General features: G+C 71.1%; 11 protein-coding genes. 5 read left to right on the top strand and 6 right to left on the bottom strand.

What is annotated here, in order from left to right; all coding sequences use genetic code 11:
• The first annotated feature begins 101 nt into the window (after positions 1-101).
• On the top strand, positions 102-683 hold the full coding sequence (locus tag OOZ19_RS03775; protein WP_266088259.1) for a TetR/AcrR family transcriptional regulator: 582 nt from the start codon (positions 102-104) through the stop codon (positions 681-683).
• An 80-nt stretch (positions 684-763) separates the two neighbouring features.
• On the opposite strand, the gene OOZ19_RS03770 is transcribed toward OOZ19_RS03775, so the two are convergent.
• Together OOZ19_RS03770 and OOZ19_RS03765 are read right to left on the bottom strand one after the other, a co-directional pair.
• Entirely contained in the window at positions 764-2,074 is a 1,311-nt protein-coding gene (locus tag OOZ19_RS03770; protein ID WP_266088257.1) for an MFS transporter, read from the bottom strand.
• A gap of 330 nt (positions 2,075-2,404) precedes the next feature.
• On the bottom strand, positions 2,405-2,650 hold the full coding sequence (locus OOZ19_RS03765) for an isoprenylcysteine carboxylmethyltransferase family protein (RefSeq protein ID WP_266088255.1): 246 nt from the start codon (positions 2,648-2,650) through the stop codon (positions 2,405-2,407).
• Positions 2,651-3,214: 564 nt separating this feature from the next.
• Between OOZ19_RS03765 and OOZ19_RS03760 the strand changes: the two genes are divergently transcribed.
• Together OOZ19_RS03760 and OOZ19_RS03755 are read left to right on the top strand one after the other, a co-directional pair.
• Positions 3,215-3,598 (top strand): YchJ family protein, encoded by a 384-nt coding sequence (locus tag OOZ19_RS03760; protein ID WP_266088253.1) that lies wholly within the window; start codon positions 3,215-3,217, stop codon positions 3,596-3,598.
• A 620-nt stretch (positions 3,599-4,218) separates the two neighbouring features.
• The gene (locus OOZ19_RS03755; protein WP_266088251.1) at positions 4,219-6,105 is read left to right on the top strand and encodes a S9 family peptidase; all 1,887 of its coding nucleotides are present in this window, start codon (positions 4,219-4,221) and stop codon (positions 6,103-6,105) included.
• Between the two features lie 100 nt (positions 6,106-6,205).
• Here the strand turns inward: OOZ19_RS03755 and OOZ19_RS03750 are convergent, their stop codons facing one another.
• The 4 genes from OOZ19_RS03750 to OOZ19_RS03735 all read right to left on the bottom strand — a co-directional run bounded on the left by OOZ19_RS03750 (position 6,206) and on the right by OOZ19_RS03735 (position 10,585).
• Positions 6,206-6,985, bottom strand: coding sequence for an isocitrate lyase/PEP mutase family protein (locus OOZ19_RS03750; RefSeq protein WP_266088249.1), 780 nt, complete (start codon positions 6,983-6,985; stop codon positions 6,206-6,208).
• A gap of 10 nt (positions 6,986-6,995) precedes the next feature.
• Positions 6,996-8,552 (bottom strand): AMP-binding protein, encoded by a 1,557-nt coding sequence (locus OOZ19_RS03745; RefSeq protein ID WP_266088247.1) that lies wholly within the window; start codon positions 8,550-8,552, stop codon positions 6,996-6,998.
• A gap of 68 nt (positions 8,553-8,620) precedes the next feature.
• A complete protein-coding gene (locus OOZ19_RS03740; RefSeq protein ID WP_266088245.1) occupies positions 8,621-9,748 on the bottom strand; it encodes a DUF5938 domain-containing protein in 1,128 nt (375 codons plus the stop codon).
• 33 nt (positions 9,749-9,781) lie between these two features.
• On the bottom strand, positions 9,782-10,585 hold the full coding sequence (locus OOZ19_RS03735; protein WP_266088243.1) for an SDR family NAD(P)-dependent oxidoreductase: 804 nt from the start codon (positions 10,583-10,585) through the stop codon (positions 9,782-9,784).
• A 191-nt stretch (positions 10,586-10,776) separates the two neighbouring features.
• Here OOZ19_RS03735 and OOZ19_RS03730 point away from each other — a divergent pair, with 191 nt between their 5' ends.
• Positions 10,777-11,412, top strand: coding sequence for a TetR/AcrR family transcriptional regulator (locus tag OOZ19_RS03730; protein ID WP_266088241.1), 636 nt, complete (start codon positions 10,777-10,779; stop codon positions 11,410-11,412).
• Between the two features lie 479 nt (positions 11,413-11,891).
• Positions 11,892-13,082, top strand: a complete 1,191-nt coding sequence (locus OOZ19_RS03725) for a beta-1,3-glucanase family protein (RefSeq protein WP_266088239.1) — start codon at positions 11,892-11,894, stop codon at positions 13,080-13,082.
• The last annotated feature ends 62 nt before the right edge of the window (positions 13,083-13,144 follow it).

Here is a 13,144-nt window from a genome sequence, read left to right as displayed (position 1 = left end):
CAACGCGGGGGTGGGGTGCGTCGACCGACCCCCGCCGGAACGCCCCGCCGTGCGGGACCCGGACAGGGCGGGGCTATCCGAGTCGTCTAACGTCTGCTGGGGTGACGGGGGAAACGCCGAGGCCACGCCGGTTCGACCCGGAACGGCGGGCGCGCATCATCGACGCGGTGCTGGGACTCATCGCCGACGAAGGCGTCGCGGGCACCTCGCACCGGAAGGTCGCCACCCGCGCCGACGTGCCGCTCGGTTCGATGACCTACCACTTCGCCAGCATGGACGAGCTGCTGCGCGAAGCGTTCTCCCGGTTCACCGGCGCGGTGATCGACCGGTTCGAAGCCCGCTTGGCGGCGGCCCACGGCATCGACGAAGCGCGGCTGGCCGTGGTCGACATCATCCACGCGGACGTGTTCACCACCCGCGACGACGTCGTGCTCACCCACGAGCTCTACGCCCTGGCGGCCCGCGAACCCGCCTACCGCGAACTGATCAGCGAGTGGATGCGCCGCAGCGAGGAAGCGTTGGGGCGGCACTTCGACCCCGACATCGCGCGCGAGATCGACGCGCTCATCGAGGGATTGACGATCCACCGGGCCCTCGGCTCCGGGGGCCTCGACCGCGGACGCACCCTCGACGCCATCCGCCGCCTCACCGCTGCGGAGGCCCGTGCGGAACGGCCTGCGTAGCGGACCCAGCCGCTCTGCCGCTGATGAGCCACCGGTCTGCAGCGTTTCTGCGAGGACTCGTCAGCGGGAATGCCGCCCCGTCACCGACCCGCGTTCGCGCGGGTCGGGTCGGCGACGGGGACTCCCGCGAGTGCTACCGGGGGCGGAGCGGCCGGAGGACTTTCCACCCGTGCGACGTCGAGGGAGCGGAACGCCGGTGCGGCGAGCGCGACGACGGCGGTGATCGCGGCGAGCCCGGCCAGCGCGGCGCCCGCGGCGGGCAGCCCGGCGGAGGCGGCGATCGCCGCCAGCGGGGCGCTGGTGAGCGCGGGCGCGCCGAGCATGATGGTGTTCTGCGCGCCCAGGACGCGACCGCGCATCTCGTCCGGGGTCGCTTCGACCGTCAGCACCCCGAGGACCGCCGACACCGGAGCGTTGGTGAATCCGACGAGCACCGCGCCGCCGAGCACGATCCACGGTGCGGCCATGCTGCCGACGGCGGCGAACCCGGCGAGGGTGCCGAGCATGCCGACGACGAACCAGGTGCGGCGCCGCACCCGCCCGGAGGTGACGGCGTAGAGCGCGGATCCGCCGATGCTCCCCGCCGCGAGCGCGCTCAACGTCAACCCGGTGAGCCCCGGCAGGCCCGCACCGGTGAAGTAGGCGGGCATCAGGGTCGTTTGCAGCGAGCTCAGCACGGCCACGAGCACCGCGCTGACGAGGGTGGCGCCGCGCAGCAGCGGGTCGCCGATCAGGAACCGCCACGAGGTCAGCAGGTCGGCCGCCGCCCGCCGCGCGGGCGAGCCTGCCGCGGCGGTCCGCGGCGGGACGACTCCGGCGCGCGGGTCGAGCACGACCGTGCTGCAGGCGGCGAGCACGCTCGTCGCGGCCGTCGTCAGCAGCAGCGCGGGCGACAGCCCGAACACCCCGACGAACAACCCGCCGAGCCCGGGACCGGCCAGCAGCAGGACGTTGCCCACCGTCTCGCGCGTGGCGATCAGCCGATCCAGCCTCCCCGCCGTCGTGGGGCCGAGTCGGGCGAGGGCGGGCAGCAGCGCTTCCCGCGCGGTCATGCCCGGCACGCGGATCACCGCCCCGATCGCGCCCAGGACGAGGAAACCGGTCATGTCCAGCCCCACCACCGCCTCGACGACCGGGAGCGCGGCGACCGACAGCGCGGCGAGCAGGTCCGCGACGATCGACACGGTGCGCCGATCGATCCGATCCACCACCAGCCCGGACACCAGTCCGGTCCCGGCCGACGCCGCCGTGGACACGGTGGCGAGCAGCCCGGCCGCGACCACGTCACCGGTGCGCTCGAGCACGAGCAGCGGAAGCACGGCACTCGCGATTCCCTGCCCCAGCAAGGACAATCCGTACGAGGCGAAGTAGATCGCCGGACTGCGACGCACACCATCCTCCAGCAGGCGACGGGTCCTCGCGACGACGAGCCGGACGGGTGAGCGGGGGCGTCCCGCGCCGGAGGACTCGTGCCGCGGGGACTCAGCGGACAACCGGCTCCGCCCGCGTTCGCCGTGCCGGTCGTGGCCGTCGTCGGCGGGGGGAGCCGTGCTCAGGAGAGGCCGTGCCGTCGCGGCATGCTCAAGTTCCGTCCGCCGACTGTGCGCAAGGCCACTCGGGGCAGACCGGTGCCGGGCCGCGCGTCACGTGCGGGAATCCGGGTCGAGGGGGGAATTCGACCCGGACTCCTGCGGGAGAGGCGCCTGTTCGGTGCCGGTGGGTCACCGGACGGCCGGAACGAGGCGGGGGCGGCCGTGCGCGTAGGCGGGGTACTCGTCGAGCCGCAACAGGGTGGATTCCTCGACCAGGATCCGCCAGATGATGGCCGGGACCATCAGCGCCGCGAACAGGATCGGGCTGACCGGGTTGAAGAACACGACCACCACACCGAAGTCGGCGAGCACCATTCCGGCGTAGGACGGGCGGCGCACGAACGCGGTGGCGTTGGCCGCCGCCGCGACTCGCACCGGTGCTGGTGGCGGTCGCGGCCATGGCGTTCTCGCCGTTCCCGCGCCTGCTGGAGACGAGCTGGGACCGGTTCGACGCGAGCATGTGCCGCAATCGCGCTCGGCGGGCCGGTGCCGGCGGTGCCCACGGCGCTGGTGCTGGTCCCGATCGTGTTCGGCTACCTGCACTGGGAGACCTCGCGAAGACCGTCCGCGCCGAATTCGCGCTGCCCGGCGAGAAGCTGTACTCGACGGCGGCCGGCGCGGGCGGGACGCTGGCCGTCGTCAGCGTGCTGCAGGTCGAGGCGCGCGGGTTGCAGGCGGGCGTGGTGGCGAGCGCGGGACAGGCCGGACCGCAGCTGCTGCTCTTCCTGCTGCCGCTGCCGTTCACGGCGTGGGGCCTGGTCAGTTCGCCAGGAGCACCGGCGAGCGCTACGCCCCCGCCGGGCCGACGCTGCTCGCGTACATCGTGCTGCTGGCGAGCATCATCCTGTTCCGGCTCACCAGCGGGTGAGGCACTGGGCGGCCCCGTCGAGCGGCGGGGCCGCCGCTTCCGGCCGGTGTCCGGGGTGAGAGCCTGTGCGGGTGAGTGCGAACCCATGCCCGTGCGGACTCGGTGAGCCGTTCGCGAACTGCTGCGGCCCGGTGCACGCGGGCGAGCGCAAGGCGGCGACGGCCGAGCAGCTCATGCGGTCGCGCTACGCGGCGTTCGCCGTCGGCGACGCCAACTACCTGCTGAAGACCTGGCACCCGTCGACCCGCCCGGCGGAGCTCGACCTCGACCCCGAGCAGCGCTGGGTGCGCCTCGACGTCCTCGACCGCACCGGCGGCGGACCGTTCGACACCGAGGGCACCGTGACCTTCCGCGCGCACTACCGCCTGCACGGCCGAGCGGGCTCGCTCACCGAGCGCTCCCGCTTCGCCCGAGCCGACAAGTCCTGGACCTACGTCGACGGAGACCACGAGTAGTACCGGAGTGCGGTGCGGGGGGCTTCGCGGTACCGCTGCTCGCGGCGCAGCCGTGCGAGGCGGCGTTCCGGGCGTGGGGCGATGGCGCTGGGCTCGCTGATCACCGGCGGTCTCGCCGTGGATTGGTTGCGTTCGGTGTCAGGTGACGACGCGGTGCGCGCGGCGGACACCCGGCCGAACCCGAACCGTGCGCTGGTGTTCCTGCCGCACCTGGCGGGAACCGGAACTCCGGGCGAGGTCGGTGATCAAGGGGATCACCGTGCCATCGCTGGCGGAGAGGCTTCCCTGGAACGCTCCAAGCAGCACAAGTGTCCACATGGGACGATCGGAAGCCGGAGCAGGCCCGCTCGATCGGCCGGGCGCCGCGAAAGGTGCTCGGTGACGAACTCGTCGGCTGGCCGGTGCGGCCCGAGCTCCTCGGCGGCGCCGAACGCCGGCTGCGCCACCCGGTGCTCGGTCTTCCCGGCGCACTTAAGTCCTTTGTGGACTTCGAAGCGCCCACGTGTGCGCCGGGCAGTGGTGCCCCTCACAGCGCGCGGGGCTTGAGCATGCCGTGGCGGCACGGCCTTTCCTGGTTCGCAGCAGACCTTCTGCAGCGAACATCGAGAGGGGACAGCTCCATGGCACTGCCCGAACGGATCACCGTCGAGGACTTCTTCCGATCACCGGAGCGCGCCGGCGCGTCGATCTCACCGGACGGCACCCGGATCGCCTACCTGGCGCCGTGGAAGAACCGGCTCAACGTCTGGATCGAGGACCTCGACGGCGACGCCGAGCCGCGATGCGTGACCGCCGACGAGCGCCGGACCGTCCAGCACTACGCGTGGACCGACGACCCGCGCTGGCTGCTCTACCTGCAGGACGACGACGGCGACGAGAACTGGCACGTGTTCCGCGTCGACCTGGACGAGCCGGGCGCGCCCGCCGTCGACCTGACCCCGTTCCCCGGTGCGGCGGCCATCGGACTCGTGCTCCCCGCCGCGCGGCCGGGCAAGGCGGTGCTGCAGCTCAACGCCCGCGACGCCGCCGAATTCGACCTCCACGAGCTCGACATCGCCACCGGCGAGCTCACGACGCTGGCCGAGAACCCCGGCCCGGTGCTCGGCTGGCTCTACGCGGGGGAGGGGCGGCTGTTCGCCCAGACCTTGACGGACGACGGCGACCTCGCGCTGTCCCGCCGCGACGGCGAGACCGGGCGGCTGCACCGCGTCGCGACCTTCGACGGCGCCGACCACCCGATGAGCATCTTCCCCTTCGAAGCAACCCCGGACGGGACCGCGGCCTGGATCGGGTCCAACCGGGGCACCGACCGGACCCGCCTGGTCCGGCTGGACCTGACCACGGGGCAGGAGACCGAGGTCGACTCGCACCCCGAGTTCGACCTCGACACCCGCGGCGCCGTCTTCGCCGCGCTGCCCTCCCCGCTGATCCGGCACCGGCGGACCGGTGAGCTGCTGGGCGCGCGCTACCTGGGCGAGCGCCAGGTGATCCGCGCGCTGGACCCGGGATTCGCCGAGGTGCTGGCGAACCTGGAGGCGCTGTCGGACGGGACCCTCGCCGCCGTGTCCTCCGACGAGGACGGCCGCCGCTGGGTCGTGTCGTTCACCCACGACCGCGACGCGGGGTTGACCTGGTTCTACGACCACGAGACGGGGGAGCGGCGGCTGCTGTTCCGGCCCCACTCGCACCTGGATCCGGACGCGATGGCCCCGATGACGCCGGTGACGGTCCCCGCCCGCGACGGGCTGCCGCTGCCGTCGTACCTGACGCTGCCCGTGGGCATCGAGCCCGCGGGGTTGCCGCTGGTCCTGATCGTCCACGGTGGACCGTGGGCCCGTGATTCCTGGGGCTTCGACAAGAGCGTGCAGCTGATGGCCAACCGGGGGTACGCGGTGCTGCAGGTGAACTTCCGCGGTTCGTCCGGCTTCGGCAAGCACCACATGCGCTCCGCGGTTGGGGAGTTCGCCGGTGCCATGCACGACGACCTGATCGACGCGGTCGACTGGGCCGTGGCGCAGGGCTACGCCGACCCGGACCGGGTCGCGATCTTCGGCGGCTCCTACGGGGGCTACGCCACCTTGGTCGGCGTCACGTTCACGCCGGACCGGTTCGCCGCGGCGGTCGAGTACGTCGGGATCTCCAGCCTGGCGAACTTCATGCGGACGGTGCCGGACATGGCCAAACCCGCCTTGATCAACAACTGGTACCACTACGTCGGCGACCCGTCCGACCCGGCGCAGGAGGCGGACATGCTCGCACGCTCGCCGATCACCCGCGTCGACGAGATCCGCACACCGCTGATGGTCGTCCAAGGCGCCAACGACGTCCGCGTCGTGCAGGCCGAATCCGACAACCTCGTCGAGGCGCTGCGCGCTCGCGGCGTCGACGTCGACTACCTCGTCTTCGACGACGAGGGGCACATGTTCACCAACCCGGACAACCTGATCGCCATGTTCCGCGCCGCGGACCGCTTCCTCGCCCGGCACCTGGGAGGCCGTGCGGAATGACCGCGGCGGCCTCGACCCGGCACGCCGCCTTCCCCGTCGGCCACGGCGGAACGGAGCCGAGGAGCTCCGTTCCGCTCGGCGCGCGGCAGAGCGCCGGTGGTCAGTTCAGCTTGCGGGTGCCGGCCGGGATACCACCGCCGTTGTGGACGTCCTCGGTGAGCTCGGCCAGCGCGGTCAGGGCGACGTTCTGGCTCCACGGGCCGTAGGACACGCGGGAGACGCCGAGTTCCTGCGCGGTGCGCAGCGGGAGGGAGCCGGGGATGCCGATGAGGTTGACCTTGCGCTCGCCGAGCGCTTCGACCAGTCGCGTGACCTGGTCGGCGTCGAGCTTGCCGGGGACGAAGAAGTTGGAGGCTCCGGCGTCCAAGTAGGCCCGCCCGCGGGTGATCGCGTCGGCGAGGACCTCGTCGGGGTCGCGGTCGGCGGCTCGGAGGAACACGTCGGTGCGCGCGTTGAGGACGAAGTCGATGCCCGCGGATTCGGCGGCTGCGACGGCGGATTCGACCGCCCGCACCGACTCGGCGAGGGGCTTCACCTGGTCTTCGAGGTTGGCGCCGACGGCTCCGGCGTCGATGGCGCGGGCGATGGTGCCGCCGGGGTCGCCGTAGCCCGCTTCGAGGTCGGCGGTGACCGGCAGGTCACCGGCGGCCCGCACGATCAGGGCGACCTCGGCGATCATCTCGTCGCGGGGGATCCGCTCGCCGTCGGGGTAGCCGCGGGCGGCGGCGATGCCGTGGCTCGGGGTCGCCAACGCCTGGGTGCCGGGCGTCTCGGCGACGACCTTCGCGGTGATCGCATCCCACACGTTGACGACGAGCAGCAGTTCCGGCGCCGCGTGGAGCTCTTGCAGGCGCGTGGCCTTCTCAGCGATGGAGGTCATACCGCTCAATCTAACCCCGCGGCGAGGGACCCGGATCGACCGCGAGCCGGTGCTTGATCTCCGGCTTGAGCACTTTGCCGATCTTCGATCGCGGGAGGTCGGGCCAGATCTCGATCTGCTTGGGCGTTTTCACCGAACCCAGCCGTTCCTTCACGAAGGCCGTCAGCTCCTCAGGTGCCGCCCGGCGCTCCGGGCGCGGCTGCACGACCGCGGTCAGCCGCTCGCCCCACTTCTCGTCGGGCAGCCCGACCACCGCCGCGTCCAGCACCGCCGGGTGCGCCAGCAACGCCTGCTCCACCTCGGCGGAGTACACGTTGAACCCACCCGTGATGATCATGTCCTTGGCCCGGTCGACGATGTGGAGGAGGTTCTCCGCGTCCAGGTAGCCGATGTCGCCGGTGTGGTGCCAGCCGTGCGCGCTGACCGCGGCCGTGGCCTCCGGGTTCTCGTGGTAGCCGTCCATGACCAGCGGGCCGCGCACGACGACCTCGCCGCGTTCCCCCCGCGGCAGCAGCGCGCCCTGCTCGCCCATCACCGCCACCTGGGTCAGCGGGCTCGGACGGCCCGCCGAGGTGAGCCGTTCGGTGGCGATGGAGCCGTCCGGGCGGAAGTGGTCGGCCGGGGCGAGCGTCGAGATCATGTTCGGAGCCTCCGTCTGCCCGAACAGCTGCCCGAGGACCGGGCCGATCCTGGTGAGCGCCTCCTCCAGCCGCGTCGGCGACATCGGGGCCGCCCCGTACCAGAGGCAGCGCAGCGAACTCAGGTCCGTCGCGTCCAGGTCGGGGTGCTCCAGCAGCCCGTAGATCACCGTCGGCGGCAGGAAGGCGTGCGTGATGCGGTGGTGCTGCACGAGCCGCAGGAACTCGCCGAGATCCGGAGTCGGCATGATGACGACCTCACCGCCGAGCGCCATGATCGGGAACGTGAGCACCCCGGCGGAATGGGTGAGCGGCGCGAGCGCGAGGTACCGGGGCGAGTCGCCGAAGGGGTAGCTCATCAGCGTCGTCGCCGTCGCGGTGGCCACGTTCGTGCCGGTCAGGCGGACGCCCTTCGGCAGCCCGGTCGTGCCACCGGTCGCGGCGAGCACGCACAGGTCGTCCCCGGCGCGGGTGACGGGACTCGGCAGCCGGTCGGCGCGGGCGAGCCACTCGTCGAAGTTCCAGGCGCCGTCGACCTCCCCGTCCAGGCACACCAGCGCGGTCAGCTCGGGCAGCCCGTGGCGGATCCGCTCCACCAGCGGGGCGAACTTCGCCTGGAAGAACAGGCAGCGGCACCCGAACATCCCCAGCAGCTGCTCGTTCTCGGCGGCCTCGTTGCGCGGGTTGACCGGGCACCACACGGCGCCTGCGCGGGAGATGCCGAACACGCAGGTGAGCGCGACGGGGTCGTTGGCCGACAGCACCGCGACGCGGTCGCCCGCGCCGATCCCGGAACCGCGCAGCGCCCCGGCGATCCGCCAGGACGACTCCTGCACTTCGGCGTAGCCGCGTGATTCCCCGTTCGTCGTCAAGCAGGGCTCGCCGCCGCCCAGGGAGGCGCCCTTGTCCAAGTAGTCGGCCAGTTGCATCGCTCACCTCGTGGTGCGGGACGCGGTGCGCGCCGGTCGCCGCGGACGGCGACCGGCGCACGCGCGCATCAGCGGTGGACTTCCAGGATCGGGTCGAGCACGAGGCCGAACGCGCGCAGCGTGCCCAGCAGCTCGCGGTGCCCGAACGCCTGGCAGCTGGAGGCGAAACCGACCTTCCTCGGCTGCTGCTGCAGCAGTGCCGCGGCGGCGTGCACGTTGAGCAGCGCGGTCTGCTTGTAGTTGCAGTTGCCGTGGATCACGCAGTGCGCGCGCCCCAGCGGGCCCGAGGCGTGCACCGAGTCGAGCGAGGTGTTGATGCGCGGGTTCTCCCGCGGCGGCATCTCGCTGCGGACCTGCGCGGAGGTCGCGTCGATGACCTCGAGCTTCTCCTCGGTGGAGAGCCCCTCCATCTGCTCCAGCGCGGCGTTGACGATCTGCGGCACGGCCGTCATCAGCGCCCTGTCGAACACGCCGCCGAGCGCACGGGCGTTGGCCACCCGCGGGTCGTTCTTGAACCACACCGGGTGCGAGGTGCCGCCCCAGGGCAGCGCGAGCCCGAGCTCGTGCTGGCCGGGCACCACCACCTCGGCGGGCCAGCCGTCCGCCCGCCACTCCACGTACTCGTTCTGCTCCAGGTGGTAGGCCTTGGCGAACGCCGCGTTCAGCAGGATCGTGTTGGTGGACGCGACGGTCGGGTGCCCCTTCCAGAACACCTCGATGTCGAGGGTGTCCAGGCCGGGCGTCTCCAGGCAGATGTTGGCCGCGATCTCGCCGATGGTGTACATCTGCGCCAGACCCGGGGTGAGCAGCAGCCCCTGCGCGGCGAATTCGGCGCCGTAGCGTGCTTCGGCGTCGATCATCCAGTTCTGCTCGCCGTTGGTGTCGGTGTAGTGCGCCCCGATGTCCAGGCAGGCCTGCGCGACCTCGTGGCCGTAGCGGGCGAACGGTCCGACGGTGTTGAGCACGACCGAGGCGCCGCGGAAGCACTCGGCGAGCGCGGCGGCGGTGTGCTCGACCTCCGCGATCTCGTGCTCGACGGTCTCGATGCCGGGCACCGCGTCGACGGCGTCCTTGACGCGCTGGTGGTTCCGGCCCGCGGCGAGGAAGGGGATGTTGTACTCGCGCAGGTACTCGCAGATCAGCCGCCCGGTGTACCCGGAGGCGCCGTAGACGACGACGCGCTTGTCAGTGGCCATGGATTCGTTCCTCCTGTGCTCGTGGTGACCCGGTCACATGCCCATGCCGCCATCGACCGGAAGCCCCGCTCCGGTGATGTACTTCGCGGCGTCGGAGGCCAGGAAGACCACGGCGTCGGCCATGTCGTCGACCTGCCCGAGCCGTCCTTGCGGGGTCAGCCCCACGACGGCCTCCGCCGCCGCCTGAGGGGAGGGGAACAGCCCGATCTCGGCGCAGTCGGCCGCGAGCTGGTTGCCCATGGTGGTGGGCGTCAGGCCCGGGTAGATCGAGTTGACGCGCACGCCGTAACCGAGCTTCCCGGACTCGGCGGCGGCCACGCGGGTGAGCCGGTCGATCGCGGACTTCGTCGCCGAGTACAGCGAGATGCCGGGGAACGCGATCGTCGCGGCCACCGACGCGATGTTGACCACGGCGCCGCCCGCGCCGGCCGCGCCGCCGGGCCGCATGGCGCGGAATCCGTGCTTGAGGCCGAGGGAGTTGCCGAGCACGTTGACGTCGAGCATCTTGCGGACGTCGGCCGGGTCGAGGTCGACGATCAGGCTGGTGATCTCCACACCGGCGTTGTTCACCAGGATGTCCAGGCCGCCGATCGCGTCGACGGTCTGCTGGATCGCGGCGGCCCAGTTGTCGTCGTCGGTGACGTCGAGCGCGACGAACTCCGCGTCGGCGCCCGCGTCGCGCAGCGCCCGCGCCGTCTCCTTGCCGTCGGCTTCGAGCACGTCGCTGATGACGACCGCTGCTCCCGCCTTCGCCAGCGCTTCGGCGATTCCGGCGCCGAGGCCGCGCGCACCCCCTGTTACGAGGGCTCTTCTGCCGGTCAGGTCATAGCTGCTCATCCGGAATCTCCTCGTTGAGATCGCTGGTCAGCACGGTTCGGAAGATCGCCCGTGCGGCGCGGATCACACCGTAAGCATCGCTTTGGACGATCGTCAAGAATTTCTTGGACGACTGTCACGGACGGCGGTGGCGGTCGGCGATAGACTGCGGGCCGCAGCAGCACACCGCCGCCAGCCGACAGGACGAGCACGTGACCGAGGTCGCCGAGACGAAGCAGAAGCGGATCGCCCGCCGCCAGATCGACAAGTTCGAGGTGCGGCGGACCGAGCTCGCCGTCGCGACGCTGAACACCCTGGCCGACCTGGGGTACGCGCGGACGAGCCTGCGGGAGATCGCGCAGAATTCGGAGTTCTCCCACGGAGTCCTGCACTACTACTTCGCGGACAAGCAGGACCTGATCGTGCAAGCGGTCCGCCAGTACGAGGCCGTGTGCGTGACCCGGTACGACGAACTCGTCGCGAACGCGACGAGCGCGGACGAATTGCGCGACGGTTTCGTCGCCCGGTTCTTCGCGACGTTGAAGGCGGACGCTCCGCTGCACCGGCTCTGGTACGACCTGCGCAACCAGAGCCTCTTCGACGAGTCCTTCCGCCAGGAAGTGGTCGAGATCGACCAGCGCCGCGAAGAGATGATCTGGCGGGTGATCATCCGCTGCGCCGAGCTGGCGGGCGCTGGAACCGCGACTTCGTCCACGGTGGCCTACGCGATGATCGACGGGATCTTCCAGCGCGGCCTAAGCTGCGCGTTGTCCGGACTGGACGACGAGGTGGCGCGGCTGGAAGCGGACATGCCCGGAGTGCTCGCGCTGCTGCTCGCGAAGTCCTGACGCGCGGCGGAAAGCCGCCGCCCCCTGGTGCGTTCCGCTGCGAGTCGCCCCGCTGGCGCTCCGCGTCGACATCCCGCGTTCACCTCGCTGTGCTCGGGCGGGCACTCCACGTATTCGCGGAGTGGTCGTCGTCGTCATTCGGCGGCTCGATTGATCGCAGTGCAATGCGGTCACTTCGCGTGAGCAGCCTTAGGCGTGAGTTCTCGGACCGACTTTCGTCTTATCTTTCGTGAACACAGTGGACTGAGCTCGTCTTTCTCCGGAAAGGTCTCCCGTTTTCCCATTTCTGTGGCTGGATGTCGCCTGCTGCTTGCATTTCCCGGCTCGATGTGCGGTTGAGTTGATTGGTGTTCGGCCGTGGTGAATTCGGTCCTTTTGGGGGTATCGAGTGGCAGGTCTAGACCGGCAGACTCTCGGGATCGATCACGAAAGGGTCGGCCACCCCCGGGTCGATCCTGTTGTCTCAGGAGGTATCCCCCATGGTTTCTCGCCGCCGATTTCTCGGGTATTCCGCTGCAGCGTTGAGCACCCCGTTCTGGGTCCAGGCGATCAGCGCCCCGTTCGCGTCAGCGGCGCCCGAGAGCCTGAAGTTCGTGCTGCAGAACAACTCCGGCGGCCCGGCGACCGCCTACATCGCCGGGTTCTCGGACGTCGAGAAGAAGGCCGTGTTCATCACGAAGGACGGCACCCCGTACTTCCCGGAGGCCACTGGCCCCGAGCCGACCCCGGTCGGCGAGGAAGCGGCCATCCCGGTGGAGGGCAGCGTCGAGGTCACCGTGCCGCGGATGTACGGCGCGCGGGTGTACTTCTCCCTCAACGACACGCTGGAGTTCCAGGTCGTGCAGGGCGCGGACGGTGCCACCTCCGTCGTGCACCCGAACTTCGTGTCCGAAGAGGACCCGAACTACGGCAAGGACTGGACGTTCGCGGAGTTCACCCTCAACGCCGAGCAGCTCTACGCCAACATCAGCTACGTCGACTTCGTCGCCGCGCCGATCGCGCTGCACCTGAAGGCGGCCAGCGGTGACCAGGAAGTCCCCGGCATGCCCACCGGCGCGCTGGACGGCGTCGCCGAGGGCCTGCGCGCCCAGGGCGGCAACTGGGCCAACCTGGTGCAGGAGGCCGACGGCCGGGTCGTGCGGGTGCTCAACCCGAACCACCGCGCCGCCGACTTCGAGGGCTACCTCGAGCCCTACGTGGACGAGGTGTACGCCAAGTACGCCGGTGAGTCGCTGTTCGTCGACACCCAGCGCGACGACCTCGGCGTCATCGAGGGCAAGGTCGAAGGCGACGCGTTCGTGTTCGGTTCGGAGCGGTTCGAGAAGCCGTCCTCCGTGGACATCTGGGGCTGCAACAGCGGCCCGTTCGCCAACAACCCGGAGAGCGACTCGCAGGAGCGGCTGGCGATCGTGCCGCGCCTGGCGGCGGCGTTCAACCGCACCACGCTGCTGATCAACCCGAACCAGCCGCACGAGGAGGACCCGGCGACCTTCTACCAGAACGAGATCACCAACCACTACGCCCGCGTCGTGCACGAGAACCTGCCCGACGGCAAGGGCTACGCGTTCGCCTACGACGACGTCAGCTCGAACGCGGGCGAGGACCACAGCGGAAAGGTCAACGCCGGTGACCCCGACGTGTTCACCCTGACGCTCGGCGCCATGCGCTGATCTCGCTCGAAGCGCACGGCGGCCGATCCACGCGAGGCGTGGGTCGGCCGCCGTTTCGCGTT

The organism is Saccharopolyspora sp. NFXS83, from assembly GCF_026241095.1.
Classification (GTDB): Bacteria; Actinomycetota; Actinomycetes; order Mycobacteriales; family Pseudonocardiaceae; genus Saccharopolyspora_C.
This window is presented reverse-complemented; position numbering and strand designations above follow the sequence as displayed.

Coding starts and splice junctions, on each gene's coding strand:
- OOZ19_RS03745 (WP_266088247.1), bottom strand. CDS start 8,552: ATGCAACTGGCCGACTACTTGGACAAGGGCGCCTCCCTGGGCGGCGGC.
- OOZ19_RS03740 (WP_266088245.1), bottom strand. CDS start 9,748: ATGGCCACTGACAAGCGCGTCGTCGTCTACGGCGCCTCCGGGTACACC.
- OOZ19_RS03725 (WP_266088239.1), top strand. CDS start 11,892: ATGGTTTCTCGCCGCCGATTTCTCGGGTATTCCGCTGCAGCGTTGAGC.
- OOZ19_RS03735 (WP_266088243.1), bottom strand. CDS start 10,585: ATGAGCAGCTATGACCTGACCGGCAGAAGAGCCCTCGTAACAGGGGGT.
- OOZ19_RS03755 (WP_266088251.1), top strand. CDS start 4,219: ATGGCACTGCCCGAACGGATCACCGTCGAGGACTTCTTCCGATCACCG.
- OOZ19_RS03750 (WP_266088249.1), bottom strand. CDS start 6,985: ATGACCTCCATCGCTGAGAAGGCCACGCGCCTGCAAGAGCTCCACGCG.